This window comes from Spongiactinospora sp. 9N601 (genome assembly GCF_044326295.1).
Classification (GTDB): Bacteria; Actinomycetota; Actinomycetes; order Streptosporangiales; family Streptosporangiaceae; genus Spongiactinospora; species Spongiactinospora gelatinilytica.
In genome coordinates this window covers 162,950-189,450 of record NZ_JBIRBB010000013.1, presented here as the reverse complement: position 1 = coordinate 189,450, position 26,501 = coordinate 162,950, and the positions used below count along the sequence as shown (strand labels likewise).

Sequence of the window (26,501 nt, the reverse complement as noted above, 5' to 3'; positions counted from 1 at the left end):
TGCCGGACGTGTATAAAACTAAGTGGTTATTTAACTAAGAGGCAATGAATGAACCCTGACGCGCTCGACGCCACCTTCGCCGCGCTCGCCGACCCGACCCGGCGGGCGATTCTGGCTCGGCTGCGGTCGGGCGAGGCCACCGTGACCGAGCTGGCCGCCCCCTTCGCGATGAGCCAGCCGGCCATCTCCAAGCACCTCAAGGTGCTCGAACGCGCCGGCCTGGTCTCCCGGAGCCGGGACGCCCAGCGCCGGCCGTGCCGCCTGGAACCGGCCGCGCTCAAGGCGGCGACCGACTGGCTGGCCGACTACCGGGAGTTCTGGGAGGTCCGGTACCAGGGGCTGGACTCATTGCTGCACGACATACAGTCCCTTGGAGGGGATGAACGATGAATGAGATCGCCGACCGCTACCGCCGGCGGGCCGACGCCTTCGCGCACCTGATCGACGGCGTGGCGCCGGAGCTGTGGGCGGACCCGTCGCCCTGCGCCGACTGGGACGCCCGTGACGTGGTCCGCCACATCATCGACATGCACGCGGTGATGCTGGCCCCGCTGGGCCGTACGCTGAGCCCCGCTCCCAGTGTCGATGAGGACCCGGCGGCGGCCTTCCGCGCGGCCCGCGCCGACGTCGAGGCGATCCTCGCCGACCCGGCGGTGGCCGCCACGATGTGCGACACCCCGGGCGGGCGGGTGTCGGCCGAGGGGCACGTCGACCGCGTGGTCAGCGACGACCTGCCGCTGCACGGGTGGGACCTCGCCCGCGCCACCGGCCAGGACGACACGATCGACCCGCAGGACGTCGAGCGCCTGTGGGCGGGCACCAGTTCGCTGCCCGCCGAGCTGCTGGCGCAGTTCCGCACCCCGGGCGCGTTCGGGCCGGGCGTCGTGGTCTTCGGCCCCGAGGTGAAGGTCCCGGCCGACGCCCCCTTGCAGGACCGGCTGCTCGGCATGATCGGCCGCGACCCGGCACGCCGCTGATGGCCGTCGCCGTCCACACGCCGAGCGACCGCGCGGTGGTGGTGACCCGTGAGTTCGCCGCCCCGCGCGGGCTGGTCTTCGCCGCCTGGACCAAGCCCGCGCTGCTGCGCCGCTGGTACGGCGCGCAGGGGTGGGACCTGGTGGTGACCGAGGTCGATCTGCGGGTGGGCGGGGCCTGGCGGTTCGTCTGGCGCGGCCCGGACGGCGCGGGAATGGCGTCCGGGGGCGTCTACCGGGAGATCGAGCCGGAGGTCCGGCTGGTCTACACCGAGTCGTTCGACGATCACTGGTATCACGGGGAGTGCCTGGTCAGCCACGACTTCACCGAGACGGCCGGGCGTACCACGCTGACCAGCACCATGCTGTACGAATCGCAGGCCGTACGCGATCTCGTGCTGGCCTCGCCGATGGCGAGGGGCATGGAGGAGGGCTACGTCCGCCTGGACGCGGTTCTAGTCGGTGGGCTGGAGAGCGGTACGCAGTGAGGAGCGCAGGCCGGCCAGTTCCTCGCCGGAGAGGTTGGCCAGTGGCCCGGTGTCACCGTGGATCTGCCGCCAGAAGGCGACCCGCAAGCGTTCGCCCTGCTGCGTGGTGGTCAGCGCCTTGACCCGCCGATCGACGGCGTCCGGTCTGCGCGAGACCAGTTCTCGGGCCACCAGCCGATCGACCAGGCCGGTGAGGTTCGACGGGTCGTAGCCGGTACGCTCGGCCAGCACCCGCATCGGCACCGACTCCTCCGGCCGGAGCGCCATCAGCACCTTGGCCTGCCCGGCGGTCAGCCCCAGCCGCGCGGCGTGCCTGGCGTAGTTGTCCTGTAGCCGCTCGGTGAGCCGCAGGATCAGGTGCGTGACCTCCTGCACCACCCGCAGCTCCTGCCCGGTCTCGACCGGCAGCGGTGACGGTGAATCCACGGGTCCGAGGATAGACCGGTCGACTACCGTTATTCATGACCCACCTGGTGGCTTTATTTCGTTATGGGTGAAGGTGAGGGTGAAGTACTCGTATTCGCCGGGGCCCGCCCTCTTGAAGACGCCGTCGCCGTTGAGATCGGTGAAGGCGGTCAAGTACAGCGTCCCGTTGAATTGCGCGAGGGAGGTGGCGGCACCGTCGCGGTGGATCCGGGAGAAGAGGACTTTGTCCTGGCTGCCGGTCTGCTGGGCGACCCGGGGTCCGGCCAGGTAGTTGTGGCCTTCCCGGTTGAGGTAGAGCGTGCCCGAGCCGTGCTCGGAGTCCGCTACTCCGGTGTACGGCTTGAGGCACGGGTGATCCGCGACCTTGCCGCCGCCGCGGATCGGGACGACGGTGTTGTCGATCCACGCGCATATCTGTAGTGCGCGCTCGCCGGTGAGCGTGGGAAATCGCATTTCGACGGGGCCGGGGCGCAGGGTGACCGCGGTGAGCGGGCGTTCGTCGTCGGATATCGACATCGGCGCGAGTTTGCCGTCCTGCCAGAATTCCACGCCGAGCCGGGGCGATTTGGCGATCGGGGGGGCGGGTGGCGATGCCGTCGGGGTCGGGGTCGGGGTCGGGTTGGTCGTCACGGTCGTGTCGGGGCGGAAGATGAGCAGCGCGGCCGTGGTGGTCGCCGCGGCGGCGATGACGGCCATGGCCACGCTGGTGATCACGGTGGTCCGGCGGCGGGCCGGGCCGCCCGGTGCCGGGGTTCCGGGCGGCATCGGCACGCCCAGGTGCGACAGGCGCGAAGGGGCCGTCCGGCCGGCCGGGGGCGGCGGAGGCGTCGGGTTCGTGGCGCCGCTCACCCGGGGTGGCGGTGGAGGCGGGGTCCCCGGGCCGGTCGGGAGCGGGCGTGCCGAGGCGGGGGGTGGGGGCGTGGGGGGGCTGTCCAGAAGTGTGCGGGGCGGGGGTGGGACCGGCTGGGGCGGGGTGCCCCGGCCGTCCTCCATCAGGCCCAGCAGCACCTGGCGGGCCGTCGGGCGCAGGCCCGGGTCCTTGGCCAGGCAGGCCACCACGAAGTCGCGCAGCATGCCGCTCAGCGGCCCGATGTCGGGCTCGGCGTGCAGAATGCGGTTGATCACCGCGGGCAGCGGCTCGACGCCGAACGGCGGGCGTCCGTTGGCCGCGAACGCGATCGTGCACGCCCACGCGAACATGTCCATCGGCGGCCCAGCAGCATGCCCCGCCAACTGCTCCGGCGCCATGTACGCGGGCGTGCCCACCACCCGGCTGACCGTCGCCGCCGTCGCCTCCAGCGGCCGGGCGATGCCGAAGTCGATCACTCGCGGGCCGTCCGCGGCCAGCAGCACGTTGGCCGGCTTGAAGTCGCGGTGGACGACACCCGCCGCGTGCACCGCGCCCAGCGCCGTCACGGTCGCCACGGCCAGCCGGTCGAGCCCGTGCCCGGTCAGCGGCCCCTGCTCGCGGATCACCTGCTGCAAGGAGGGCCCGTCCACGTACTCGCTGACCACGTACGGCGGGTCGGCCGCCGGGTCCGCCGTCAGCACCCTGGCCGTGCAGAACGGCGCCACCCGTTGCAGCGCGGTCAGCTCGCGCACGAAGTAGCGTCTGGCGTCGTGATCGTCGGCGAGGCCGGCGTGCAGCACCTTGACCGCCGCCCGCTCGCCGGACGGCGAGACGCCCAGGAACACCGTGCCCTGCCCGCCCTCGCCGATCAGCCCTTGCAGCGCGTACCCGGCCACCTCGCGGGGGTCGTTCAATCGAAGAGGACGTAGCCGCACCGTCAGTCCTTCCGAGCTTTCTGCCGCCGGGAGCGCTGGATTGGCACGATACAACGCCCGTCTGAAGATTTCTGCGGGGAGGTCGTCACACTCTCGCCACGCGCTCCGTCATCGGGGGGAAAGCGACCGACGATCCGAGAGGCCAGGCACCGATGCGACCACGTATGGAAAGCCCCGCGAGACTTCTCCCCGGCGCCCTGACCGCCATTCAGGACCTGCTCAAGAGCGCCAAGGGGGGCGGGGCGCCCGAGAGTACCCTGGAACTCGTTCATCTGCGGGCGAGCCAGATCAACGGATGCGGCTTCTGCGTTCACATGGGCGCCCGGGCGGCCAAGCGGGCGGGCGAGACCGACGAACGCCTGTGGGCCGTCGCGGCGTGGCGGGAAGCGCCGTTCTTCACCGACGCCGAACGGGCCGCTCTGGCACTGGCCGAGGCCGCCACGAGGCTGAGCGACAATGCCGATCCGGTGCCGGACGAGATCTGGAACGCCATGACCGAGCACTATGACGAAAAGCAGATCGCGTCCATCACGATGATGATCGCCGTCACCAACCTGTTCAACTGCCTGAACGTCACCACAAAGCAGGTCGCTGGCACCTGGGGGTGACGGGAGGCTTCTTGCCTAGGACGGAGGCCTATTGCCTAGGACGGAGGCTTCTTGCCTAGTTGGCCGCTGGTGGGGGGTCTTCCAGGCACGCGGTCGCGCACGGCTGCCGGATCTCCGGCGCCCGTGCCGCGGCCGTGCGCGCGACCTGGCCGGTCAGGGCGGCGGCCAGGTCGAGCGGGCCCTCGCAGGTCAGCACGGAGGCGACGCCTTGTTCCCGGTGCTGCGGAGTCGGCGGCGTACGGCGGGCGGCGTGCCAGTAGCCGTCCACGATTTCGATGCGCCAGTCGGAAAAGGTGCTCCGGAGCGCTTTGAGATGAGCACGGTCCCGGGCGGTCATGTCATCCACGAGTTCTCCTGAAAACGGGTCGTGCGGGGGTGTCCCGGCGAATACCGAGGGGGCGTGTCCGGCAGCGGCGCGTCGGGCCCGCCGTACGGTCTCGCGCTCGCCCCCCTGATGGACCTGTCGTTACGCACACTCGGGACGGTAGGTTCCGGCCTTAATCCACGGCAACAATTATTCTCGCATATTCGAAATTATTCTCACGATGACACCCCCCGAGAATTCTGCGGGGAATCGGCCGGGCGAATCAGCCGAGCAGGCCGTCCAGCGCCCGGGCGATGAGCCGCCGCGCCTCGGGCCCGTAGCTCGCGTGGGCCGCCAACTGGTCGAACACCTGGCCGTACAGCGTGATCTCCTGTGGCTGGGTGAGGGTCAGTTCCGCGCCCACCGTCTCGATCAGCACCCGCCGGTCGTCGAAAACCCAGAACCCGTGCTTGGGCGACTCGCTCAGCTCCACCTCGAAACCGATGACGCCGACGCGGATCGTGCTCATCGCGCACAGCGCCATCAGCCGGTCGAGTTGCCCGGCCATCGCCTCCGCCGGGCACAGCCGATAGTGCAGCACGGCCTCGGTCATCACGAAATGCAAGCGCTTGCCCGGCCGATACAGAATCTCCTGGCGCTGCATGCGCGTGCGTACGCCCTCGTCCACGTCGTCGGGCAGGCCGTGCCGCGCGATGGACTGCGCGAGCAGGTGACGCGCGTAGTCCGGCGTCTGGAGCAGCCCGGGGATGATGGTGGTCTCGAAGGCCCGGATGTGCGTCGCGGCGGCCTCCAGCGCGATGCTGGCCCGCTGCCGCGCCGACGTGCCGGTACCGAGCCGTCGCCGCCACTCGGCGTACATGGTCTCCAGCACTTCCAGCCGCGCGAGTATCGGCCCGGCCGCCTTCTCCTCCCCGGCCGCCCGGGTCCAGGCCACGATGTCGGCCCGGGTCGGCGTCTGCCGGCCGTTCTCGATCTTGCTGACCTTGGACTGCGGCCAGCCGAGCACTTCGGCCAGCGCGGTGCCGGTGAGCCCGGCGTCCTGCCGGAGTTCGCGCAACCGCCGCCCGATGGCCGTACGTGCCTCTTGTACCTGCGCCACGTCGTACGGCTCTACCGGCCGGCGTCATGGTCGTCGGCACGGGTGCCGATGGGAAACCGCGGCCTCATGCTCCGAGTTCTCCCTGTATTCGCGAATGGCAGGGACCCCGATCCTGTTCGGGGAATGGCGCCGCGTCAAGGCCCGGCCGGGGTGGGCCGGTACGACGGGGGTCACTCATCGCGCAGGATCGAGAGGTAGTCGTCGTACGCGCGTTCGTATGCGGCGGGGTCCCACCGGCTCCCGCCGGGACGCCGGCGGTTCACGTCGTTCTCGGTATGGACGTACAGCACGTCATAAGCGGTCACGTCGATCCGCGTGAGATCGTCCCTCTTCTTGTCCGTTTTCTCGATCAGTGCGTTGAGCCGGAACGGCTTCCCGTTGTTGTCGAGCTTCATCGGGGTCCGCACGCCGTTCACGAGCACGTCCATCTTGAACGTGAACTCACAGAAGTGCTCGGCCGTGGTGGGGACCAGCACCAGCGTGATGTCCTCGTTTCTGACCAGGGAGATCGTCTTCTGGGGTCAGCACCGCGCCACCGGTCCATCTCGCCGCCGGGTGACGCCACCATCTCTTCGGCTCGGTCTCGTGACGGCGCTTCGCCGGCCGCGCGTGCCGGCGCATAGGGCCGATGCCCTCCCCTTGATTTCGGAGCACCTCGAATGCTGCATGGTGGACGTTTCTCCTGCCTGCGGGGATCGCCCACGCTAAACGGGGGTCTTCTTCCACCATTCGATCAGCGCCGCCGGGTCGCGGCCATCGGCGATTATCGCGAAGGGCACCCCGTTGGCATCCACGAAGGCGTCGTTCTCAAAAGACCACACCAGGCGGTACGCGGGCCCCGCCCTGCGGCACAGGAGACGCCCTATCGGAACGCCCTCCGAGCTCGTCCAGCCGACCAGAGAATCGAAGCCGTCCTTCTTTGCGCAGTCGCCCTTTCCCGAGTCGTCCCCCCCGGCGGACTCGTCCATCCCGGCGGACTGGGACGCCAGGAAGGCATCAAGAGCCGAGGAGTCGGCAAAGGTGATCGCGTACGCGCTCGTCGCGGGCCGCCCGGTGATCACCTCACACCGGAGGACCGACCGGGCGCGAACCTGCCCCTCGGGCCAGGTCGCCCTGGCGCAGTTCTGCAACCAGGTGATGGTCTTGCGTCCCGGTCCGAAGCCGGTGATGCGCTCCGAGAGGAGCCGATCATCGCCGGTCAGCGAGGGCGGGGGCGGGGTCACCGACGCCTGCACGGGCGGCGGCTCCGGCCGGGGGTTGGTGGCGACATCCGGGCTCGTCCGCCCACGCGCGGCGATCAGGGCGCCGGAGAGCACCACCGCGAGGACCGCCACCCCCGCCAGCAACGGCACCCACACGCCCCACGACTGCTTTTTCGGCTCCTCTGAATCCGCCTGGGAATCACTGTCGGGCCGATGCCGATGTACGCCGCTGAGCGCCCCGGCCAGCCCGCTGCGCTCCTCCACACCCGGCGGAACGGCGGCCAGCGCCCGGACCAGGCGGCCTGTTCTGCTCTCGGCCTTCAGCATCGGACACCACTCACTTCCGAAGCTCCGGCGAGGTCGATTTCAAGGGCTCCACCTGCATCAACTGACCGCCCTCCGAGGGGGCGGCGGGCGCCTCGCCAACGGGAATGAGCTGAAACAAACGCGCGACGATGAACGGCGCGGCGGCCCCGCAAACGAACAACCCGAACTCCGTCGGCATCTGCCCCGAAACACCGAGCGGCGTGGCCAGCCCGCCACCCGCGAACAGGCGTAAGCACACGGCGAAGATGACCGCCGGCCGGTCTTCTCTCGTGGCCCACGGCCACCGCCAGGTCCGGCGACGCCCTGCGGGACGCATCAACGCGGTCAGCGTCAACGCCTCCGCGACAGCACTGCCAAGGAATCCCCACAGAGCGGCGTCCAACGCAGTCATGTATCCGACAGTACCGGCCGGTGGACCTGGAGTCAGCAGCCATATCGTTTTTCCCGCAGCCGAATTGAATCGCGCATGCCGGCGACGGCAGGTGCCACCTCGTCGGACATAACAGGCCGGGCCGACCAGCACTCCATTGCCCTGGACTTCGCGGTCGAAATCGATGCGGCCTTTCCGTGGGGGTGTTCCGGCGACGGCCCGAAGCACAATTGAGAGCAAGCCGCAACCGTGGCGGCGGCGAGCTAGGGGCCGCTCGGCTCCAGGTGCGGCCCCCGCACACGCCACGGCCGCCGTCCCGCCCGGCGAGGCCGCCCGGAGGCCATCGCGTTAGCAGCGAAAACGGCTGCGGCACCAGGTATTTTTACACGTTCGGCCGACTGGTGAGAAGTATCACTTAATTAGAGGACCGCCTTCCCGGGGCGGTATCTTTCTCGGCGGCGTTCATATCCGGAGTTTATGGCTGGGAGTAACGATGACCACCCCTGTTCTTTTTCTGCATGGTTTCTGGCACGGTAGTTGGTGCTGGAGTGAGGTACTGACCCTCCTCGCCCCCACCGGCCGTACGGCCCTCGCCGTGGACATGGCGGGGCACGGTCTGCACACCCGCTGGCCCGAGTCCATTCTCAGACGCCCCTTCTCCGCGGACGATTTCGCAAAGGAGGCGTCTCCAGCCGCGGACATCGAGCTGGATCAGGCGGCCGATCTGCTGGTGTCCCAGATCGAACGGCTGGGCCGGGGCGGACCGGTCACGGTCGTCGCGCACAGCATGGGCGGCACCGTACTCACCCGCGCCGCCGAACAGGCGCCGCATCTCGTGGCGCACGCGGTGTACCTGGCCGGGTTCATGCCGGCGTCCGGCGTCCCGGCCCTGGCCTACTCCCAGATGCCGGAGAACGAGGGCGACCTGGCCGGACTGTCGCTGAAGGGCGACCCGATCTCGATCGGAGCGGCCCGGCTCGACGTGCTCTCCCCGGACGACGCCTACCGTGGGCAGCTCCGCAGGGCCTTCTACGGCGACCTTCCCGAGGCCGCCGCCGACGCGGCCCTCGGCCTGCTCACTCCGGACGGCCCGGCCGGAATCGGCCTGGGCGTCACGACTCTGACCCGTGACGGCTGGGGCTCGGTCCCCCGCACCTACATCAAATGCGCCCGCGACATGGCCGTCCGGCCCGCGCTCCAGAGGAAGTTCATCGCCGAGGCCGACGCGGCCTTCCCGGACAACCCGACGGCCACGTTCTCGCTTGACTCCTCGCACTCACCCTTCTTGTCGATGCCGGGACAGGTCGCCGACATCATCGCCGGTATAGGCATCGGCATGGGCATCGGCTGAGTCGCCAGGTACGACGCGCCTGTTCTTTCAGCTCTTTCAGCTCCGTCAGCTCTTTCAGCGGTCCGGGACTCGTTCGCCGTGGCGGGGCCGTAGCCTTTTGGCTTGAATTCCGCAGGCGTCCGCCGGAAGGGACCGCTCATGGCCGTTCGCTTGAGCGCCGTCGTCAAAACGCCGGACGGGCGGCTGCTGGCCCAGGGACAAGGCGTGGCGGACAACCGCCGGCGGTACTTCCTGCCCGGCGGTGTGGTTTTCGAGGTCGCCGGCACGGATTTTCACGCTCGGCCGCACTCCTGTCCGAGCGCGACGAGACGTGTGCCGGAGAACGAGCTATGCGCCTTCGTCGCCATCGCGCAGGGAATGGATCATGCTCCGCAGGATCCGGTACGCGTCCGACTGCTCGGCCTCGGTCATGCCGCCCAGCATTCTGACCTCGACGGACCGGACCGCTACGGTCGCCTTGGCAAGGCTCCGCCGGCCGCGAGGCGTGAGCCGCGTGGGAAGGACCTTCCCGACGGGCGCCTCCGCGGGCCTGGTCACGTAGCCGTCTCGCTCCAGGGCCTGGAGCAGCACGTTCATCGTCTGCCGAGTCACGAACGCGCCCCGCGCGAGCTCGGAGTTGGACAAGCCCGGTCGTTGAGCCAGCAGTTCGAGGCAGGAGTAGTGCGTCACGCTCATCCCGAGCGGCCGCAGCACCTCCTCCATGGCCGCACGGAGGGCGCTCGACGCCTCTTTCAGCAGGTAGCCCAGTGACGTCTCCAGGTCGACGCCGACACCGCTTTGACTCATGTCAGTATTCTGACATACGTTGGCCTGTGTCAGAAAGCTGACATGAAGGAAGGAGCATCATCATGCCCGCCACCGGCCCCGACTTCATCTCGCTCCAAGTGCGCGACCTCGACGCTTCGCAGGCGTTCTACGAGCAGTACCTCGGCCTCGTCCGCTCGCAGACCGGACCTCCGCACGCCGTCGTCTTCGACACGAAGCCGATCGCGTTCGCACTCCGCGACATCGTTCCCGGCACCGATCTCGCAGCCGCCGCCCGGCCCGGCATCGGTGCCGCGGTCTGGCTCCACGCCACAGACGTCCAAGCCATTCACGATGCTCTGGTCGCCGACGGTCACACCATCGTCTCCGCACCGATCGACGGCCCCTTCGGCCGGACATTCACCTTCGCCGACCCCGACGGGTACCAGATCACCCTCCACGATCGCTCCTGACAGGTCTCCCAAGGAGAGAGATTCCTGCACCGCACATCCAGAAGACCTCGACGTGTCCGGCGCCACTGCCAATGACGAAGTCGGGCGAAGTCTCCCGTTGCCACGTCCGAGAACGCCGGCAACGAGCCGGCTATGCGCGTTGTTCTCGTGCCAGAACCGTGGTGCCGTTTAGGCCGTCTACGAGCTGCCAGCCCGGTGGCCACACATGATCCGGATGATCGGCGATCTGGGACCATTCGGCCCTGTTCTCCCTTGACCCGGTGAACTCGGTGACCATCGCCCCGTCGAATGCGAGGGCGCCGGTGAAGCCCGCTTCGTCGAACCTGGCGTATTCGGTGAACCTGGCCTCGTCGAAATGGGCGTCCGCGTTGAAGGTTGCCGAGGCGAAGATGGCGTGGTCGGCGAAGGTGGCCTCAGTGAAATGGGCATGCGCCGAGAAGGTCGCTTTGTAGAAGAGCGCGTCCGAGGCGAAGGTCGTGTCCTCGAAGCTGGCGCCCCCGGAGAAGACGGCTGCGGAGAACTCCGCCAGCTCAGCGAACTTCGCCCCCGTGAACCAGGTGTCATCGGTGAAGTGTGCTTTGTCGAAGCGGGCCTGACCGGAGAAGCTCGCCCATCCGAATGCGGTCTCCCCGACGAATGTGGCGCCGGCAAACAGGGCCTCGGCTGGGTGCGCGCCGGTGAAATCGACGTCGATGAGGGTTGCCCCGGTCAGGTCGATTCGCATCCCTGGCCAATGGCGGGGCGAGGCCGGCAGGCCAAGGGCCTGGTTGGGGCGGCGCTCGTCGCGCAGATGTTCGGCCAGGATGGTCTGCGCGGTGAGACGGACCTGCCGTTCGCCAGCTGGGGCTGGGTCAGGTTCGGCCGGGGAGACGCTCTGCCAAGGTCCAGGGGGCGACGAGGCGGCACGCTCAGGCGCGGCGCTTCGAGGTGGGGTGTACGGCATGCGCAGGTAGGCGCAGATGACGTTGACGATGGTCTGACGGTGGCCGGGGTTGTCCTGAGCTAAGCGTTCCAGTGCGTAGAGTCCCGCCAGACGGACGGCGGGAGTGGCGTGGCCAAGTTGCTCGGCTGCCTTGGTGTACAGCTCGGTGACGCGTCGTTCGGTGGCGTCATAGGCGGCGTGGGCGGTGGTGATCTCCTGGTGCCGCTGCCGCCGGAACGCCAGCGCCAGGGTGATGGCGGCACCGACACCGGCGCCAGCTGCGAGCGCGGTGCGCAAGGCCTCCCCCCGCGCGCTGCCCGGCTGGCCCGGCAGATCCGCGGGAAGGGTCGCCAGCAGCCACCACAAGGTCCCCGCCATCGTTCCGCCGACCAGCAGTACCGCCGGCAGGATCCACCAGGCGGCCGGGCGAGGAGTGCGCGGGAGTTCAGGCGGGAGGGGCGGTTCAGCCCGCCGTCGCGACATCCATGACATGGGGTCATTTCATCGGGACACCGATGGTTGCGCCAGAGTGTTCAAGTGTCTCGCCCCGCCATTAGCCAGGGATGCGAATCGACCTGACCGGGGCAACCCTCATGGACGCCGCGGGCATCGCCCCCGCCGGCGACCTGTTCGCCTGCCGATGGATCGCGCTTCGTCATGCCCGCGACCACATTCACCTCGTGGCCACCCTGGTCCGCCAGGACGGCCGCCGCCCGAACCTGCGTAACTGGTACCGGAGGCGAGATGTTTGCGACCTGATCGAATCCGAGCTCGGCCTTGCCATCACTCGTCCGGCTGGTAACCCACGTGATGTCTACTCCCAACAACTTGTCGTTCAACATTGCTGTACGGCGACGCCGCCCCGCTCGCCGAGGGCTCACCGCAGACCACCTCGGACCACGACGGTGACGTACCGGGTCACTGACATCTTCGCCGCGATCAACAACAGATAGTGACGGGCCCTACTGACATCTCACGTCGCCGCCACTATCAGCTGCTGTCGTTTCCCACTGACATCTCGTGACGCTCAACACTCGACACTCGACACAACAACCGTTGGCGGTCCGCATCGCTGCACCCCAGTGAGGCGCCGCTGGGCGATGAGCGGTGGGCAGACATCGCCCGGGCGGTGGTGAGCGGCCTCGGCTTCGACGCGGCCTCGGGCAAGGCGCCGTGCCGGTGGATCACCGTGCATCATGGGCGGTCGAGCGGCGGGAACGATCATGTCCACCTGGTGGTCAACGTGATCCGGGAGGACGGCACCAAGGCCCGGCCCGGCCTTGCCTTGCCTTGCCTTGCCGGCGTCGTAGCGAGGAGCGGGTCGGCTGTTCACCGAGCCGGGTGGGCGTCCGGGGTTTGCCCTGCCGGGTTTCGGTGCCCTGGCGTGGCATGTGGTCCTCGCACGGACGTCGCTAAGGCCGCGCCGGCCCCGGGCAGGTGTGGGGCGACCGGGCGGGATACGTGAGGGCCACGACCACACCGGCTTCGGCCGAGCAGCCCGAGATACGGCACCTACACCCGTGTTAGCCTGGTGCGCATGATCCACCCTCGTGCCTAGAGATGTCCCACCGCGTCGCCCGACCAACATGGGCTTGATGTGGAAGCGGTCTCTCTTACGCTGCAGCGTCTCCTTTCCGTATATCCCCGGCTTGGCGCTGCCTTTTCCGAGGTGTTCTCATGTCGTCCGAATCGGCGGCGTCCTATGCCGCTGTTCTCCGCGCCCCTCTCGCTAGTCGCACCTTCAGCGCGGCACTGGTCGGGAGACTGTCCTACGGGATCGTCTTTCTCTCGCTGGTCCTGGCATTCACCCAGGCCACAGGCTCTTACACCATGGCCGGCGGCGCCATCGCGCTGTTCGGGCTCGCCAGCTCGTTGCTGTCCCCGCTACGCGCACAGTTGGTGGACCGGTACGGGATCCGCCGAGTCCTCCCCCCAATGGCGATCGCCTACGCCCTGCTCCTGGCCCTGGTGGCCGTCCTCACCTGGCGGCCGGGTACGCCCAGCGCCCCGCTGTGGTCACTCGCGGGCATCACAGGGGCGTTCACTCCACCGCTCGGCCCTATCATGCGGACTCTGTGGAGCGATCTGCTTTCCGACCGCACACTCCTGCACCGCGCTTACTCCCTCGACACCGTCGCCGAAGAACTTCTCTACGTGACCGGGCCCCTCATCGCCGGCTCGTTGACAGGATTGGCCCATCCTTCGCTAGGGGTCCTGATCAGCGCGGTGTTGATGATCGTCGGCTCGCTGGCGCTGGCGGCCTCGCCCGCCGCAGATCCCGCCTTCTCGGGCAGACTCCGGCAAGGCGAGGTGCCGCCCACCTCCACGCCATGCTCGGACAAGCCGACCAAAAGCCGATGGAGCCTGTTCGCGGGCATCGCCGACGTACGACGGCTCGTGCTGGTGACCGTCGGCGTGGGCATGTGCCTGGGGTCGCTGAGCCTGTTCATGGTCGCGTTCGCCGAGCGACACGCGCAACTCGCGGCAGTCGCCTGGGTCGAGGCCGCACTCGCCGCCGGAAGCGCCGTCGGCGGGCTGACCTATGGTGCCGTGCCATGGCGGCTCAAGCTGGAAAGCCGGCTGCCCTTACTGGCCACGGGGTTGGCGCTGTCTCTGGCCGCCGCCGGATTCGCCCCGAACATCGGCGTACTGTCGGTGCTGGTGGGCATCGCCGGGTTGTTCTTGGCCCCCGCCCTGACCACGGCCTACATGCTGGCGGACGAAGCGGCGGCCACCGGTGCCAAGACACAGGCCAGTGCATGGGTCAACACGGCGTTCAACACCGGAAGCGCGGCCGGCTCCGCTTACGCGGGGCTGCTCATCGAACGTCTGGCACTGGCCGCCTGCTTCGCAGTCGGTGCCCTGCCGCCCCTCCTCGGCGCACTGGCGGGAATGAGAAAGTCTCGCAATGCCGCCGAGCCTTCCCAAGGGGCGACCTCGCCCGAGGTAGCCACCGAGACAGCCTCACGAAGCGACTGATCCCGCCAAAGGCGGACACGTACGCGAAGCGACCGACCCCGCCAAAGGCGGACGCGACTGAGCGAAGCGAAGACCATTGCGCGCGCGAAGCGCGACCTGCCTGAGGAAGCACGACTGAGCGAAGCAAAGGCGATTGCGCGCGAAGCGCGGCACCCACGCCGAAGGCGGACCTATGCGCGCGGAGCGACCCGTCCCGCCGAAGGCGGACTAACTCGCGCGAAGCGACCGACCCCGCCAAAGGCGGACCCGTACGCGCGAAGCGCGACCAACCCGAAGGAACACGACTGAGCGAAGCGAAGACCATTGCGCGCGAAGCGCGTCATTACCGCCGAAGGCGGACCAACTCGCGCGAAGCGCGGCATCCACGCCGGAGGCGGACCTGTGCGCGCGGAGCGCGGCCTGCCCGAAGGGACAGGACTGAGCGAAGCGAAGGCGATTGCGCGCGAAGCGCGTCACCCGCGCGCGAAGCGCGTCACCCGCGCGCGAAGCGCGTCACCCGCGCGCGAAGCGCGTCACCCGCGCGCGAAGCGCGGCACCTGCGCGCGGAGCGCGGCAGTCCCGCCGGAGGCGGGGCAGCGCCCGGAGGGCGGTGGGACAGTGGCCCCCGGTCCAACGGCGCGAGGGCTGGAAAGGGGGCCTCTTTGGCCGGTGCTGGAACGGCGGGCGGCCACGGCGCTCGCGAAATGCCGGGCACGGGACGCCACCCCGTACGACGGGCGGCGGGCACCGGGCTCTGCCGTAAAGGCTCACCCTGGCACCCGCCCACACCGCACAAGGCCCCCAACACCGCACAGGCCCCGCAATGCACCTGACCGCGCCGCGCAGGCCCCCGCAACGCACCACAACGACCGCGCCGCGCGCGGCCCCTGGCTACTTGGACTTGAGGTAGTCGCGGTTCATCTGGGCGATGGTGCTCAGCGGGATGCCCTTCGGGCAGACCGCCGTGCATTCGCCCGTGTTCGTGCAGCCCCCGAAGCCCTCCAGGTCCATCTGGTCGACCATGGCCTTGGCCCGCTTGTCGCGTTCCGGCTGCCCCTGGGGCAGCAGCCCCAGGTGGGTGATCTTCGCCGCCGTGAACAGCGAGGCCGAGCCGTTCGGGCACGCCGCCACGCAGGCGCCGCAGCCGATGCAGGTGGCGGCGTCGAACGCCGAGTCCGCGTCGTCCTTCTTGACCGGGAGCGCGTGCGCGTCCGGCGCGGACCCCGCGGGCACCGAGATGAACCCGCCCGCCTGGATGATCCGGTCGAACGCGGACCGGTCCACCACCAGGTCCTTCACCACCGGGAACGGCGCGGCCCGCCACGGCTCGATGGTGACGGTGTCGCCGTCCTTGAAGTGCCGCATGTGGAGCTGGCAGGTCGTCGTGGCGCGCTGCTCCCCGTGCGCGACCCCGTTGATGACCATGCCGCACATGCCGCAGATGCCCTCGCGGCAGTCGTGGTCGAACGCGACCGGGTCGCCGCCTTCCAGGATCAGCCGCTCGTTCAGGACGTCGAGCATTTCCAGGAACGACATGTCCGGAGAGACGTCCTTGACCTCATACGTCACCATCCGCCCCTGGTCCGAGGGGCCGTCCTGGCGCCAGACCTTCAGGGTCAGGTTCACTTGTAGCTCCGCTGGGTCATCTTCACGTACTCGTACTTGAGGTCTTCACGGTGCAGCACCGGCCCGCCCTCGGGGCGGTACTCCCAGGCCGCGACGTACGCGAAGTCCTCGTCGTCGCGCAGCGCCTCACCGTCCGCGTCCTGGGACTCGGCGCGGAAGTGCCCGCCGCAGGACTCGCTGCGGTGCAGGGCGTCGATGCACATCAGTTCGGCCAGGTCGAAGAAGTCGGCGACCCGCCCGGCACGCTCCAGTGCCTGGTTCAGCTCCTCGGCCTGCCCGGACACCTTGACGTTCTGCCAGAACTCCGCCCGCAGTTCCGGAATCCGCGCCAGCGCCTTGCGCAGCGACTCTTCGGTGCGTTCCATGCCGCAGTAGTCCCACATGAGCTTGCCCAGCTCGCGGTGGTAGGAGTCGGCGGTGCGCGTGCCGTTCACCGACAGCAGCTTCTGGATCTTGTTGCGGACCCCGTTCTCGGCCTCGGCCACGGACTCCTGGTCCACCTCCCCGTACGGCCCGCCCGCCAGGTAGTCGCCGAGCGTGGTGGGCAGCACGAAGTATCCGTCGGCGAGTCCCTGCATCAGCGCGGACGCGCCCAGCCGGTTGGCCCCGTGGTCGGAGAAGTTGGCCTCGCCGACCACGAACAGGCCCGGGATCGTGGACTGGAGGTCGTAGTCCACCCACAGCCCGCCCATCGTGTAGTGGACGGCGGGGTAGATCCGCATCGGCCGGCTGTAGGGGTCCTCGCCGGTGATGCGTTCGTACATCTCGAACAGGTTCCCGTACTTCTTCTCCACCGCGTCGCGGCCCAGCCGGGCGATGGCGTCGGCGAAGTCCAGGTACACGCCGAGTCCGCCGGGGCCGACGCCGCGGCCCTCGTCGCAGACGTTCTTGGCGGCGCGGGAGGCGATGTCCCGGGGGACGAGGTTTCCGAAGGCCGGATAAATCCGCTCAAGGTAGTAGTCGCGCTCGGCCTCGGGGATGTCCCCCGGCTCCCGCGTGTCGCCCGCCTTGACCGGCACCCACACCCGGCCGTCGTTGCGCAGCGACTCCGACATCAGCGTCAGCTTGGACTGGTACTCCCCGCTGACCGGGATGCACGTCGGGTGGATCTGCGTGTAGCAGGGGTTGCCGAAGTAGGCCCCGCGCTGGTGCGCCCGCCAGATCGCCGTCGTGTTGCAGCCCTTGGCGTTGGTGGACAGGAAGAACACGTTCCCGTAGCCGCCGGTGGCCAGGACCACCGCGTCCGCCAGGTGGGTCTCGATCTCGCCGGTCACCATGTCCCTGACCACCACGCCCCGGGCGCGGCCGTCCGACACGATCAGGTCCAGCATTTCGTGCCGCGCGTGCATGGTCACCGTGCCCGCCGCGATCTGGCGCTCCAGCGCCTGGTAGGCGCCGAGCAGCAACTGCTGGCCGGTCTGGCCGCGCGCGTAGAAGGTACGCGAGACCTGGGCGCCGCCGAAGGAACGGGTGTCGAGCAGCCCGCCGTACTCCCGGGCGAACGGCACCCCCTGCGCGACCGCCTGGTCGATGATGTTGACGCTGACCTCGGCCAGCCGGTAGACGTTCGACTCGCGGGCCCGGAAGTCGCCGCCCTTGACCGTGTCGTAGAACAGCCGGTAGATGCTGTCGCCGTCGCCCCGGTAGTTCTTCGCGGCGTTGATCCCGCCCTGCGCGGCGATCGAGTGCGCCCGGCGCGGCGAGTCCTGGTAACAGAAGGACGTGACGTTGTAGCCCAGTTCGCCCAGCGTCGCGGCGGCCGAGCCGCCCGCCAGGCCGGTGCCGACCACGATGACGTGCAGCTTGCGCTTGTTGGCGGGGTTGACGAGTTTGGCGGAGAAACGCCGCTTGCTCCAGCGTTCCTCGATCGGCCCCTCGGGTGCCTTGGTGTCCCGGATGGGCTCGCCGACGGTGTGGGTCACTTGACCAGTCCGATCGTGATCGACAGCGGAACGGAGAGGAAGCCGAGCACCAGCAGCGCCGACAGGCCGGCGGCGGCCAGCTTCACCGGGCGCTCCCTGCGCCCCCCGGCCAGACCCAGCGTCTGGAAGGCGCTCCACAGGCCGTGCCGCAGGTGCAGGCCGACCAGCAGCAGCGCGACCACGTAGAACAGGGTGACCGGCCAGCGTCCGGGCGCGAAGCCCTCGACCATGCGCTGGTACGGCTCGCCGTTCGGACCGGCGGGGTTCACCGCGGCGAAGGTCAGGTCCAGCAGGTGCCAGATGATGAACAGCAGGATGATGACGCCGCCGTAGCGCATGGTCTTGACGGCGTACCCGGACGCCTGCGACTTCGGCCGGGCCGCGTACTTGACCGGCCTGGCCCTGGCGGCCCGCCTGGCCAGCGACACCGCCGACCACATGTGCAGCACGACCGACACCGAAAGGACCACCTCGACCAGGGTGAGCACGGTCCGGTGCGGCACCAGCGGATGGCCTATCTCGCGCAGGAAGGCCGCGTACTCGTTGAAGTCGGCCGCCCCGAAGAAGATCTTCAGGTTTCCGGCCATGTGCGCGATCAGGTAGAGCACCATGACGGCGCCGGTGACCGCCATCACGGCCTTCTTGCCGTTGGAGGAGCGGAAGAACCCGCCCTTGTGGTTCCGAGCGGCCGTCGGCGGCCGGGGCGGCTCGTGGGAGGCGACTGGCGCGGTGGCCGCACCGCGCTCGATCGTGGCTGTCACGGCATCGACGTTACGAATCACCCGTGCGGGGCGTCCAAGTCGGCAACTGTCTGGTTTCCATAGCCAGCAGCTATTCACTCTGCGTCCGCGCGGGTGGCGGTGCGCGCAGGCATGCGTACTGCGACCAAACTCACACCGCATGAAGCCGCCTGAATCGATAGCCCTACGCTATTGAACTGTGCAGCTTCAGCAGCTCGCCTACTTCGTGGCCGTAGCGGAGGCCAGGCACTTCACGCATGCCGCCGAGCGCATGCGCGTGGCCCAGCCGTCGCTGAGCAAGCAGGTGCGGGCGCTGGAGGAGGAGCTGGGCGCGCCGCTGCTCAACCGCGCCCGCGGCAACGTCACGCTGACCCCCGCGGGCGAGGCGCTGCTGCCGCTGGCCCGCCGCATGCTGGCCGACGCCGACACCGCCCGCCGCGAGGTCGCCGAGCTGGCCGGCCTGCGCCGCGGGCGGGTACGCCTGGGCGCGACGCCGTCACTGTGCGCGGGGCTGCTGGCCGACGCCCTGGCCAGATTCCACATCGACTATCCCGGCGTCGAGCTGCTGGTGGAGGAGGGCGGCTCGCGCGACCTGGTGAGGGACCTTGCCAGGGGCCAGCTCGACCTGGCGTTGATCATCCTCCCGCTGCACAGCAGCGACCCGTCTCTGGTCACCGAGGAAATCCTCAGCGAAAATCTGGTGGTGGCCTCTCCGTCGCACGCCCCGCCGTCGCGCAGGCACCACCTGCGGATCGAAGATCTCCGCGGCCGGCCGATGGTGATGTTCCGGCGCGGCTACGACCTTCGGGAGGCGACGCTCAGCGCGTGCCGCCAGGCGGGTTTCGAGCCCCGGTTCTCCGTCGAAGGCGGTGAGATGGACGCCGTGCTCAGGTTCGTCGAGGCGGGACTGGGCATCGCGGTGGTGCCCTCGATGGTGCTGGACGCCCGCCCCGGGCTCACCGGCACCCCGCTGGTGCCGCCGGGCCTGCACCGCACCATCGCGCTCTCACATCGCAAGGACGTCGAACCGATCCGCGCCGCGCAGGCGTTTCGCGCGACGCTGCTCCGGTTCCTCACCGAGGCCGCGCAGGACGGCAGCCTTCCCCAGGGAGTTGAGTTGGCCGGCCGGTTGGCATAGGCCGGTCCCGAACCCACGAGGTGTCCGTGATCTCGCTGCCCCCCGGTACGTCCGCCGCAGGCGAGCCACCCGAACGGCATAGCAGCCCACAGAAGGAGGAACCGGACCCCCTCACGCTGCTCCTGATCGAGGACGACCCGGCGGACGCGTACCTGGTCCAGGAACTGCTCGGCGCCACCCGCACGCCGCCCAAGATCCTCTGGGCCCGGACCCTGGCCGACGGCCTGAGCAGGCTCTCCCCCGAGATCCACTGCGTGCTGGTCGATCTGTCCATGCCCGACGCGACCGGCCTTGAGGCGCCGCAGCAGGTCATCGCCGACGCCCCGTACGCGGCCGTGCTGGTGCTGACCGGGCTGGACGACGCCTCGGCGGGCGCCGCCGCGGTGGCCGCCGGCGCCCAGGACTACCTGGTCAAGGGCCAGGTGGACACCCGTACTCTGGACCGGGCCGTCCGCTACGCGGTGGAGCGCAAACACGCCGTGCTGACCACCCAGCGGCTGCGCGAGGCCGAGCGGGTGGCCGAGGAGAACGCCCGGCTGGAGCACGGCCTGCTGCCGGTGGCGCTGCTGCGCACCGGCGACCTGGACCACCAGACCCGCTACCTGCCCGGACGGCAGGAGGCCCTGCTGGCCGGCGACTTCTACGACACCGTGCAGAGCGTGGACGGCGCGGTCAACATCCTGATCGGCGACGTCAGCGGGCACGGCCCGGACGAGGCGGCGCTCGGCGTGGCGCTGCGGATCGCCTGGCGCACACTGGTCCTGGCCGGGCACACCGGTAGCGGCATGCTGCGCATTCTGGACGCGCTGCTGCGCCAGGAGCGCAACGCCCCGGAGATCTTCACGACCGTCTGCGTGGTGACCATCGCCCCGGCCCTGGACTCCGCGCGGATGTGGGTGGCCGGGCATCCGCCGCCGCTGGTGCTGCGCGGCGGGTCGATCGAGTTCGTGGCCGGCACGCCGTCCGGGCCGCCGCTCGGGATCTTCCCCGACACCGAGTGGCCCGCGATCGAGGTGGCGCTGGGCGCGGAGTGGGCGATGCTGCTGTACACCGACGGGCTGATCGAGGCGTCGGTGGGCGGCGCGCTGCTCGGCCTGGAGGGGCTGTTACGGGTGGTCCGCGAGCACGGCGGGTTCGACCTGGACCGGATCGTCGGCGCGGTCACCGGGCGGCACAAGTACGCCCTCAGCGACGATCTGGCGCTGGTGCTGGTCCGCCGCCCTCCAGCGGAACGATGACCGCCCGCTCACCGGCCGGCCGGGTCGCCGGGCTGACGATCGGGCGGCTGCTGCTGCTCACCGCCGCGCTCATGGGGGTGCTGCTGGTGGTGGGGGCGGCGCTCACCTCGATCGCGCTCGGCGACGGACGCCAGGCCAGGCACACGATCCTGGACGTGATCGACCCGGCGATCCTGCGCACGATGGACCTCACCACCGCGCAGGGCGCGCAGCGGGCCGCCATCGCGGCCCACCGCGCCGAGCCGGACGCGGGGCACCTCACCGCCTACCGGGCGGCGGTGGCCGCCGAGCGCGCCGCATCCGGCGAGATCGCCCGGCTGGTGGCCGGGCAGGAGTTCGGCGAGCCGGTGACCGCGGCGCTCGCCCGCCTCGGCACGGCCTCCGCGCAGTGGCGGGCCGAGTACGCCGACCCGGTCGCCGCGGGCGCGTCCGGCGACGAGCGCGCGGACGAGGTACGGCAGGCCGCGGTCCACACCGAGCTGACCGCGCTGCGGCAGCGGCTGGCCGGCGTTCACCGGACGGGCGCGGCGGCGGTCAATGACGGCGCCGGCAAGGTCTATGTGGCGCTCGGGATCTGGACGGGCCTGCTGGTGGCCGCGCTCGCCGGGCTGGCCGTGGTGTTGCGCATGGCGGTGCTGCGGCCGGTCAACGACCTGGCGGCGCAGATCGGCACGGTCGCCTCCGGCGACTTCGACCACCGGGTGCGGGTCCGCGGCCCGGCCGAGCTGGCCGCGCTCGCCGCCGACGTGGACGAGATGCGCGAGCGCATCCTGGCCGAGTGGCGCATCGCGCAGGACGCCCGGCGCAGGCTGGAGGACCAGGCCGCCGAGCTGCGCAGGTCCAACGGCGAGCTGGAGCAGTTCGCCTACGTGGCGAGCCACGACCTTCAGGAGCCGCTGCGCAAGGTGGCCGGCTTCACCCAGATGCTGGAACAGCGCTACGCGGCCGACCTGGACGACCGGGCCCGGCAGTACATCGCCTACGCCGTGGACGGCGCCAAGCGCATGCAGAAGCTGATCAACGACCTGCTCGACTTCTCCCGCGTCGGCAAGGCCGGCGGCACCCTGGAGATGACCGACTCCCGCGAGGCCCTGCGGTCCGCGCTGCGCGACCTGGCCGCCGCGATCGAGGAGTCGGAGGCGAGGATCGAGTACGGCGCGCTGCCGTGCGTCTACGGGAGCGGGCCGCTGCTCGCCAGGCTCTGGCAGAACGTGCTGAGCAACGCGGTGAAGTTCCGCTCCGCCGAGCCGCCGCACATCCGGATCAGCGCCGTGCGCGACGGGGAGATGTGGGTGTTCTCCTGCTCCGACAACGGGATCGGGATCGATCCCCGGCACACCGACCGGATCTTCCTGATCTTCCAGCGGCTGCACTCGCGCGAGGCGTATCCGGGCACGGGCATCGGCCTGGCGATGGCCAAGAAGATCGTCGAGTATCTGGGCGGCCGGATCTGGGTAGAGCACGGAGACACGGAGACCCCCGGCACGACGTTCCGGTGGACCGTTCGCGCGGACCCACCGGGCGCCCCTCTCCCCGGATCAGGAGCCGACGATGGCTGACTTCTACCCGATCGAGGTCCTGCTGGTCGAGGACGACCCCGGCGATGTGCTGCTGACCAGGGAGGCGTTCGACTACAACAAGCTGCGGAACCGGCTGCACGTGGTGGAGGACGGCGAGGACGCCGTGGCCTTTATGCGCCGGGAGGGCCCCTACGCCGACGCCCCGCGTCCCGACCTGGTGCTGCTCGACCTCAACCTGCCCCGCATGGACGGGCACGAGGTGCTCGCCGTCGTCAAGCAGGACACCGAGCTGCGCAGCATCCCGATTGTGGTACTGACCACATCCGAGGCGGAGGAGGACATCCTACGGAGCTACCATCTGCATGCAAACGCATACGTGTCCAAGCCAGTGGACTTTGCGCGATTCATCCAGGTAGTGCGGCAGATCGACGACTTTTTCGTAACAGTGGGGAAACTCGCCCGTCCCGGACTCCACTCCTGACACTTCAGACGGGATCATTGACCGGCTACGTGACAGGAATCACACCAGTACCGCGAAAAAGTGAGTGACCCGGCTCACACAAGCTGATCTGGTGGTCGTAACGTATCTGCCACCAAGGCGTGCCGCTGCGTGTGCCTTGTCCCTGCCACGAGTCGTGCGCGCACGAACGAACGAGACCCGGACCCCGCCGGCGAGGTCCGCGGGACATGGAGAGGTCACTGATGACCCAGACAACGGCCGAGAGCCCGGCCAGGAGACAACGCGCGCAGCTCAAGGCGCGCACGCTGCGCACGGACCGATGGTGGCTGGCCCCAGTGCTCACCTTCGCCGCCCTCGCGTCCTTCCTCGTGTACGGCTTCTGGGCGATGTTCGACCCCAGCTACTACATCGCGCCGTACGTCGCCCCGTTCTCCGCACCCTGTTTGCTGGAGGTGTGCCCGGAGGGCGCGCGGGTGTTCGGGTTCGCCCCGATCGGCGACTGGTTCCCGCTGCCACCAGGTGTCCTCGTACTGGGACTGCCCGGTGGGTTCCGGTTGACCTGCTACTACTACCGCAAGTCCTACTACCGCTCGTTCTGGCTGTCACCGCCCGCGTGCTCGGTCGCCGAGCCGCACGGGAAGTACACCGGTGAGACCCGGCTGCCGCTGATCCTGCAGAACGTCCACCGCTACTTCTTCTACGGCTCGGTCCTGATCTCCGCGGTCCTCACCTACGAGGCCATCGTGGCCTTCCGCAACGCGGACGGCGAATGGGGGCACATGGGCGTGGGGACGGTGATCCTCGCGGTCAACGCGGTCCTCATCTCGGCCTACACACTGTCCTGTCACTCCTGCCGGCACATCGTCGCCGGACGGCTCAACCACTTCTCCCGCCACCCGCTGCGGTACCGGTTCTGGGGCCTGGTCTCCAAGCTGAACGCCCGGCACATGCTGCTGGCCTGGGTGTCGATGTACACCGTGCTGTTCGCCGACCTTTACGTACGGCTCGTGGCGAAGGGCATCGTCACCGACATCACGTTCTTCTAGGAAGCCTGCTCAGGAAGCCCGTTAAGGAAGCCCAGATCATGGATATCGAACGTCACGAATTCGACGTCGTCGTCATCGGCGCCGGCGGAGCGGGGCTGCGGGCCGCCATCGAGGCGCGCCAGCAGGGCAAGAAGACCGCCATCGTGTGCAAGTCGCTGTTCGGCAAGGCGCACACCGTCATGGCCGAGGGCGGTGCGGCGGCTGCCATGGGCAACGTCAACCCGGCCGACAACTGGCAGGTCCACTTCCGCGACACCATGCGCGGCGGCAAGTTCCTGAACAACTGGCGGATGGCCGAGCTGCACGCCAAGGAGGCCCCCGACCGGGTGTGGGAGCTGGAGGCGTGGGGCGCGCTGTTCGACCGGACCAAGGACGGCAAGATCAGCCAGCGTAACTTCGGCGGGCACGAGTACCCGCGGCTGGCCCACGTCGGCGACCGTACCGGCCTGGAGATGATCCGCACCCTGCAACAGCGGGTCGTCGCCCTCCAGCAGGAGGACTACGCCGTCCACGGCGACTACGAGGCCTACATCAAGGTGTTCGCCGAGTGCACGGTCACCCGCCTGCTCAAGGACGACGACGGCGCCATCGCCGGGACCTTCGGCTACCGGCGCGAGACCGGCCGGCTGATGCTGATCGAGGCCCCCGCGGTGGTGCTGGCCACCGGCGGCATCGGCAAGTCCTACGTGGTGACCTCCAACTCCTGGGAGTACACCGGCGACGGGCACGCGCTGGCGCTGCTGGCCGGGGCCAGGCTGATCAACATGGAGTTCATCCAGTTCCACCCGACCGGCATGGTCTGGCCGCCCTCGGTGCGCGGCATCCTGGTCACCGAGTCGGTCCGCGGCGACGGCGGGGTGCTGCGCAACTCCGAGGGCAAGCGGTTCATGTTCGACTACATCCCCGAGGTGTTCAAGGACAAGTACGCCACCACCGAGGAGGAGGCCGACCGCTGGTACGACGACCAGGCCGGCAACCGCCGCCCGCCCGAGCTGCTGCCCCGCGACGAGGTGGCCAGGGCGATCAACTCCGAGGTCAAGGCCGGGCGCGGCTCACCGCAGGGCGGCGTGTTCCTGGACGTCTCCAGCCGGCTGCCCGCCGAGGAGATCCGCCGCCGGCTGCCGTCGATGCACCACCAGTTCAAGGAGCTGGCCGACGTCGACATCACCGCCGAGCCCATGCAGGTGGGGCCGACGTGCCACTACGTGATGGGCGGCGTGGAGGTGGACGCCGACACCGCGGCGGCCTCCGTGCCGGGGCTGTTCGCGGCGGGCGAGGTGTCCGGCGGCATGCACGGCTCCAACCGGCTCGGCGGCAACTCGCTGTCGGACCTGCTGGTCTTCGGCCGCCGCGCGGGCGCCGGGGCCGCCGCCTACATCGACGGCCTTGAGCGGCGGCCGGCCGTACCTGACGAGGCGGTGGCCGAGGCCCAGGCCGAGGTGCTGGCCCCGCTCGAACGCCCCGGTGAGAACCCCTACGAGGTCCACCACGAGCTACAGCGCACGATGAACGAGCTGGTCGGGATCATCCGCAAGGCCGGGGAGATGGCCGAGGCCCTGGAGGCGGTGGAGAAGCTGCGCGAGCGCGCCAAGGGCGTCGGCGCGGCGGGCAGCCGCATCTACAACCCCGGCTGGCACCTGTGCCTGGACCTGCGCAACATGCTGCTGGTCAGCGAGTGCGTGGCGCGGGCCGCGCTGGCCCGCCAGGAGAGCCGCGGCGGTCACACCCGCGACGACTACCCGGACATGACCGCCGACTGGCGGCGTCGGCTGCTGGTCTGCACGGCGGCTCCGGACGGCACGTCGGTGAACGTCCAGGAGCAGCTTCAGCCGTCCATGCGGGCGGACCTGATCACCCTCTTCGAGCGCGGGGAGCTGAGCAAGTACCTCACGGACGAAGAGATGGCCGAGTACGACCTCGCGGTCAAGGAGTCATGATGAGTTACAAGGCCAAGTTCCGCGTCTGGCGCGGTGAGGGCGGCGAAGGCCGGCTGGAGGACTTCACCGTCGAGGTGAACGAGGGCGAGGTCGTCCTCGACATCATCCACCGCCTCCAGGCCACCCAGACGCCCGACCTCGCGGTCCGCTGGAACTGCAAGGCGGGCAAGTGCGGCTCGTGTTCCATGGAGATCAACGGCAAGCCCAAGCTGGGATGTATGACCCGGATGTCCACGTTCGCGGAGGACGAGGTCATCACGGTCACCCCGATGCGCACCTTCCCGGTGATCAAGGACCTGGTCACCGACGTGTCCTTCAACTACCAGAAGGCCAGGGAGATCCCGTCCTTCACCCCGCCGTCGGACGTCCAGCCCGGCGAGTACCGGATGAAGCAGATCGACGTCGAGCGGTCCCAGGAGTTCCGCAAGTGCATCGAGTGCTTCATGTGCAACAACGTCTGCCACGTCATCCGTGACCACGACGAGAACAAGCAGGCGTTCGCCGGCCCGCGTTTCCTGATGCGGATCGCCGAACTCGACATGCACCCCTACGACGTCGCCGACCGCCAGGACGCCGCCCAGGACGAGCACGGCCTCGGCTACTGCAACATCACCAAGTGCTGCACCGAGGTCTGCCCGGAACACATCAAGATCACCGACAACGCGCTGATCCCCATGAAGGAGCGCCTCGTCGACCGCCGCTACGACCCCCTGGTCTGGCTCGGCAACAAGATCTTCAAACGCTCCGCCGCCAAGTAGGGCGGGCATTCAAAAGGGGCGGTGCCACCGTTGGGAGGTACCGCCCCTTTTGCGTGCGCTGCTT

At 69.4% G+C, this 26,501-nt stretch carries 27 protein-coding genes; 15 read left to right on the top strand and 12 right to left on the bottom strand.

Going from position 1 to position 26,501, the window contains the following annotated elements; genetic code table 11:
* The first annotated feature begins 48 nt into the window (after nucleotides 1–48).
* From ACH34R_RS29455 to ACH34R_RS29445, 3 genes are read left to right on the top strand one after another with little or no spacing between them, the layout of a single operon-like run.
* Nucleotides 49–390 carry an ArsR/SmtB family transcription factor gene (locus tag ACH34R_RS29455; RefSeq protein WP_397564783.1) on the top strand — a complete coding sequence of 114 codons (342 nt, stop codon included), beginning with the start codon at nucleotides 49–51 and terminating at the stop codon, nucleotides 388–390.
* On the top strand, nucleotides 387–977 hold the full coding sequence (locus tag ACH34R_RS29450) for a TIGR03086 family metal-binding protein (protein ID WP_397564782.1): 591 nt from the start codon (nucleotides 387–389) through the stop codon (nucleotides 975–977). The genes ACH34R_RS29455 and ACH34R_RS29450 overlap by 4 nt, the downstream gene beginning before the upstream one ends.
* Nucleotides 977–1,462 (top strand): SRPBCC family protein, encoded by a 486-nt coding sequence (locus ACH34R_RS29445; RefSeq protein ID WP_397564781.1) that lies wholly within the window; start codon nucleotides 977–979, stop codon nucleotides 1,460–1,462. Before ACH34R_RS29450 ends, ACH34R_RS29445 begins: the two co-directional genes overlap by 1 nt.
* Here ACH34R_RS29445 and ACH34R_RS29440 read toward each other — a convergent pair.
* Nucleotides 1,430–1,888 carry a MarR family winged helix-turn-helix transcriptional regulator gene (locus ACH34R_RS29440; RefSeq protein ID WP_397564780.1) on the bottom strand — a complete coding sequence of 153 codons (459 nt, stop codon included), beginning with the start codon at nucleotides 1,886–1,888 and terminating at the stop codon, nucleotides 1,430–1,432. The genes ACH34R_RS29445 and ACH34R_RS29440 overlap by 33 nt on opposite strands.
* A 33-nt stretch (nucleotides 1,889–1,921) precedes the next feature.
* Complete coding sequence (locus tag ACH34R_RS29435) at nucleotides 1,922–3,652, bottom strand: serine/threonine-protein kinase (RefSeq protein WP_397564779.1); 1,731 nt, start codon at nucleotides 3,650–3,652, stop codon at nucleotides 1,922–1,924.
* Nucleotides 3,653–3,837: 185 nt separating this feature from the next.
* Here ACH34R_RS29435 and ACH34R_RS29430 point away from each other — a divergent pair, with 185 nt between their 5' ends.
* Nucleotides 3,838–4,281, top strand: a complete 444-nt coding sequence (locus ACH34R_RS29430; protein ID WP_397564778.1) for a carboxymuconolactone decarboxylase family protein — start codon at nucleotides 3,838–3,840, stop codon at nucleotides 4,279–4,281.
* Between the two features lie 55 nt (nucleotides 4,282–4,336).
* Here the strand turns inward: ACH34R_RS29430 and ACH34R_RS29425 are convergent, their stop codons facing one another.
* The 5 genes from ACH34R_RS29425 to ACH34R_RS29405 form a co-directional block, all read right to left on the bottom strand.
* Nucleotides 4,337–4,627 (bottom strand): hypothetical protein, encoded by a 291-nt coding sequence (locus tag ACH34R_RS29425; protein ID WP_397564777.1) that lies wholly within the window; start codon nucleotides 4,625–4,627, stop codon nucleotides 4,337–4,339.
* A gap of 241 nt (nucleotides 4,628–4,868) precedes the next feature.
* Complete coding sequence (locus tag ACH34R_RS29420) at nucleotides 4,869–5,705, bottom strand: helix-turn-helix domain-containing protein (RefSeq protein WP_397564776.1); 837 nt, start codon at nucleotides 5,703–5,705, stop codon at nucleotides 4,869–4,871.
* Between the two features lie 170 nt (nucleotides 5,706–5,875).
* Nucleotides 5,876–6,181, bottom strand: coding sequence for a hypothetical protein (locus ACH34R_RS29415; RefSeq protein WP_397564775.1), 306 nt, complete (start codon nucleotides 6,179–6,181; stop codon nucleotides 5,876–5,878).
* A gap of 228 nt (nucleotides 6,182–6,409) precedes the next feature.
* Nucleotides 6,410–7,234: a hypothetical protein gene (locus ACH34R_RS29410; protein WP_397564774.1), complete on the bottom strand. Its 825-nt coding sequence runs from the start codon at nucleotides 7,232–7,234 to the stop codon at nucleotides 6,410–6,412.
* A 10-nt stretch (nucleotides 7,235–7,244) separates the two neighbouring features.
* Nucleotides 7,245–7,625, bottom strand: a complete 381-nt coding sequence (locus ACH34R_RS29405) for a hypothetical protein (protein WP_397564773.1) — start codon at nucleotides 7,623–7,625, stop codon at nucleotides 7,245–7,247.
* Nucleotides 7,626–8,097: 472 nt separating this feature from the next.
* On the opposite strand from ACH34R_RS29405, the gene ACH34R_RS29400 reads away from it, so the two are divergent.
* On the top strand, nucleotides 8,098–8,955 hold the full coding sequence (locus ACH34R_RS29400) for an alpha/beta hydrolase (RefSeq protein WP_397564772.1): 858 nt from the start codon (nucleotides 8,098–8,100) through the stop codon (nucleotides 8,953–8,955).
* A 327-nt stretch (nucleotides 8,956–9,282) separates the two neighbouring features.
* On the opposite strand, the gene ACH34R_RS29395 is transcribed toward ACH34R_RS29400, so the two are convergent.
* Nucleotides 9,283–9,741 carry a MarR family winged helix-turn-helix transcriptional regulator gene (locus tag ACH34R_RS29395; RefSeq protein WP_397564771.1) on the bottom strand — a complete coding sequence of 153 codons (459 nt, stop codon included), beginning with the start codon at nucleotides 9,739–9,741 and terminating at the stop codon, nucleotides 9,283–9,285.
* Nucleotides 9,742–9,803: 62 nt separating this feature from the next.
* Between ACH34R_RS29395 and ACH34R_RS29390 the strand changes: the two genes are divergently transcribed.
* The gene (locus tag ACH34R_RS29390) at nucleotides 9,804–10,172 is read left to right on the top strand and encodes a VOC family protein (protein WP_397564770.1); all 369 of its coding nucleotides are present in this window, start codon (nucleotides 9,804–9,806) and stop codon (nucleotides 10,170–10,172) included.
* A 130-nt stretch (nucleotides 10,173–10,302) separates the two neighbouring features.
* Here ACH34R_RS29390 and ACH34R_RS29385 read toward each other — a convergent pair whose 3' ends face one another.
* Entirely contained in the window at nucleotides 10,303–11,460 is a 1,158-nt protein-coding gene (locus ACH34R_RS29385) for a pentapeptide repeat-containing protein (protein ID WP_397564769.1), read from the bottom strand.
* Between the two features lie 197 nt (nucleotides 11,461–11,657).
* Here ACH34R_RS29385 and ACH34R_RS29380 point away from each other — a divergent pair, with 197 nt between their 5' ends.
* The gene (locus tag ACH34R_RS29380) at nucleotides 11,658–12,047 is read left to right on the top strand and encodes a hypothetical protein (RefSeq protein ID WP_397564768.1); all 390 of its coding nucleotides are present in this window, start codon (nucleotides 11,658–11,660) and stop codon (nucleotides 12,045–12,047) included.
* Nucleotides 12,048–12,771: 724 nt separating this feature from the next.
* Entirely contained in the window at nucleotides 12,772–14,073 is a 1,302-nt protein-coding gene (locus ACH34R_RS29375) for an MFS transporter (protein WP_397564767.1), read from the top strand.
* Between the two features lie 870 nt (nucleotides 14,074–14,943).
* Here the strand turns inward: ACH34R_RS29375 and ACH34R_RS29370 are convergent.
* The 3 genes from ACH34R_RS29370 to ACH34R_RS29360 are packed head-to-tail and all read right to left on the bottom strand — an operon-like array spanning nucleotide 14,944 to nucleotide 18,361.
* Nucleotides 14,944–15,678: a succinate dehydrogenase/fumarate reductase iron-sulfur subunit gene (locus ACH34R_RS29370; RefSeq protein ID WP_397564766.1), complete on the bottom strand. Its 735-nt coding sequence runs from the start codon at nucleotides 15,676–15,678 to the stop codon at nucleotides 14,944–14,946.
* On the bottom strand, nucleotides 15,675–17,600 hold the full coding sequence (locus tag ACH34R_RS29365; protein WP_397564765.1) for a fumarate reductase/succinate dehydrogenase flavoprotein subunit: 1,926 nt from the start codon (nucleotides 17,598–17,600) through the stop codon (nucleotides 15,675–15,677). The genes ACH34R_RS29370 and ACH34R_RS29365 overlap by 4 nt, the downstream gene beginning before the upstream one ends.
* Nucleotides 17,597–18,361, bottom strand: a complete 765-nt coding sequence (locus ACH34R_RS29360) for a succinate dehydrogenase cytochrome b subunit (protein ID WP_397564764.1) — start codon at nucleotides 18,359–18,361, stop codon at nucleotides 17,597–17,599. The genes ACH34R_RS29365 and ACH34R_RS29360 overlap by 4 nt, the downstream gene beginning before the upstream one ends.
* A gap of 178 nt (nucleotides 18,362–18,539) precedes the next feature.
* On the opposite strand from ACH34R_RS29360, the gene ACH34R_RS29355 reads away from it, so the two are divergent.
* From ACH34R_RS29355 to ACH34R_RS29325, 7 genes are all read left to right on the top strand, one after another.
* The gene (locus ACH34R_RS29355) at nucleotides 18,540–19,478 is read left to right on the top strand and encodes a LysR family transcriptional regulator (RefSeq protein ID WP_111167716.1); all 939 of its coding nucleotides are present in this window, start codon (nucleotides 18,540–18,542) and stop codon (nucleotides 19,476–19,478) included.
* Nucleotides 19,479–19,504: 26 nt separating this feature from the next.
* Nucleotides 19,505–20,716: a PP2C family protein-serine/threonine phosphatase gene (locus tag ACH34R_RS29350; protein WP_397564763.1), complete on the top strand. Its 1,212-nt coding sequence runs from the start codon at nucleotides 19,505–19,507 to the stop codon at nucleotides 20,714–20,716.
* Nucleotides 20,713–22,275, top strand: a complete 1,563-nt coding sequence (locus tag ACH34R_RS29345) for an ATP-binding protein (protein ID WP_397564762.1) — start codon at nucleotides 20,713–20,715, stop codon at nucleotides 22,273–22,275. Before ACH34R_RS29350 ends, ACH34R_RS29345 begins: the two co-directional genes overlap by 4 nt.
* Entirely contained in the window at nucleotides 22,268–22,717 is a 450-nt protein-coding gene (locus ACH34R_RS29340) for a response regulator (protein ID WP_111167701.1), read from the top strand. Before ACH34R_RS29345 ends, ACH34R_RS29340 begins: the two co-directional genes overlap by 8 nt.
* 221 nt (nucleotides 22,718–22,938) lie before the next feature.
* Nucleotides 22,939–23,742, top strand: coding sequence for a hypothetical protein (locus ACH34R_RS29335; RefSeq protein ID WP_397564761.1), 804 nt, complete (start codon nucleotides 22,939–22,941; stop codon nucleotides 23,740–23,742).
* A gap of 38 nt (nucleotides 23,743–23,780) precedes the next feature.
* Nucleotides 23,781–25,679 carry a fumarate reductase/succinate dehydrogenase flavoprotein subunit gene (locus ACH34R_RS29330; RefSeq protein ID WP_397564760.1) on the top strand — a complete coding sequence of 633 codons (1,899 nt, stop codon included), beginning with the start codon at nucleotides 23,781–23,783 and terminating at the stop codon, nucleotides 25,677–25,679.
* Nucleotides 25,679–26,437, top strand: a complete 759-nt coding sequence (locus tag ACH34R_RS29325; protein WP_397564895.1) for a succinate dehydrogenase/fumarate reductase iron-sulfur subunit — start codon at nucleotides 25,679–25,681, stop codon at nucleotides 26,435–26,437. Before ACH34R_RS29330 ends, ACH34R_RS29325 begins: the two co-directional genes overlap by 1 nt.
* Nucleotides 26,438–26,501 lie beyond the last annotated feature (64 nt).

Coding starts and splice junctions, on each gene's coding strand:
- ACH34R_RS29455 (WP_397564783.1), top strand. CDS start 49: ATGAACCCTGACGCGCTCGACGCCACCTTCGCCGCGCTCGCCGACCCG.
- ACH34R_RS29450 (WP_397564782.1), top strand. CDS start 387: ATGAATGAGATCGCCGACCGCTACCGCCGGCGGGCCGACGCCTTCGCG.
- ACH34R_RS29380 (WP_397564768.1), top strand. CDS start 11,658: ATGCGAATCGACCTGACCGGGGCAACCCTCATGGACGCCGCGGGCATC.
- ACH34R_RS29400 (WP_397564772.1), top strand. CDS start 8,098: ATGACCACCCCTGTTCTTTTTCTGCATGGTTTCTGGCACGGTAGTTGG.
- ACH34R_RS29340 (WP_111167701.1), top strand. CDS start 22,268: ATGGCTGACTTCTACCCGATCGAGGTCCTGCTGGTCGAGGACGACCCC.
- ACH34R_RS29410 (WP_397564774.1), bottom strand. CDS start 7,234: ATGCTGAAGGCCGAGAGCAGAACAGGCCGCCTGGTCCGGGCGCTGGCC.
- ACH34R_RS29405 (WP_397564773.1), bottom strand. CDS start 7,625: ATGACTGCGTTGGACGCCGCTCTGTGGGGATTCCTTGGCAGTGCTGTC.
- ACH34R_RS29375 (WP_397564767.1), top strand. CDS start 12,772: ATGTCGTCCGAATCGGCGGCGTCCTATGCCGCTGTTCTCCGCGCCCCT.
- ACH34R_RS29445 (WP_397564781.1), top strand. CDS start 977: ATGGCCGTCGCCGTCCACACGCCGAGCGACCGCGCGGTGGTGGTGACC.
- ACH34R_RS29430 (WP_397564778.1), top strand. CDS start 3,838: ATGGAAAGCCCCGCGAGACTTCTCCCCGGCGCCCTGACCGCCATTCAG.
- ACH34R_RS29390 (WP_397564770.1), top strand. CDS start 9,804: ATGCCCGCCACCGGCCCCGACTTCATCTCGCTCCAAGTGCGCGACCTC.
- ACH34R_RS29330 (WP_397564760.1), top strand. CDS start 23,781: ATGGATATCGAACGTCACGAATTCGACGTCGTCGTCATCGGCGCCGGC.
- ACH34R_RS29335 (WP_397564761.1), top strand. CDS start 22,939: ATGACCCAGACAACGGCCGAGAGCCCGGCCAGGAGACAACGCGCGCAG.
- ACH34R_RS29345 (WP_397564762.1), top strand. CDS start 20,713: ATGACCGCCCGCTCACCGGCCGGCCGGGTCGCCGGGCTGACGATCGGG.
- ACH34R_RS29395 (WP_397564771.1), bottom strand. CDS start 9,741: ATGAGTCAAAGCGGTGTCGGCGTCGACCTGGAGACGTCACTGGGCTAC.
- ACH34R_RS29325 (WP_397564895.1), top strand. CDS start 25,679: ATGAGTTACAAGGCCAAGTTCCGCGTCTGGCGCGGTGAGGGCGGCGAA.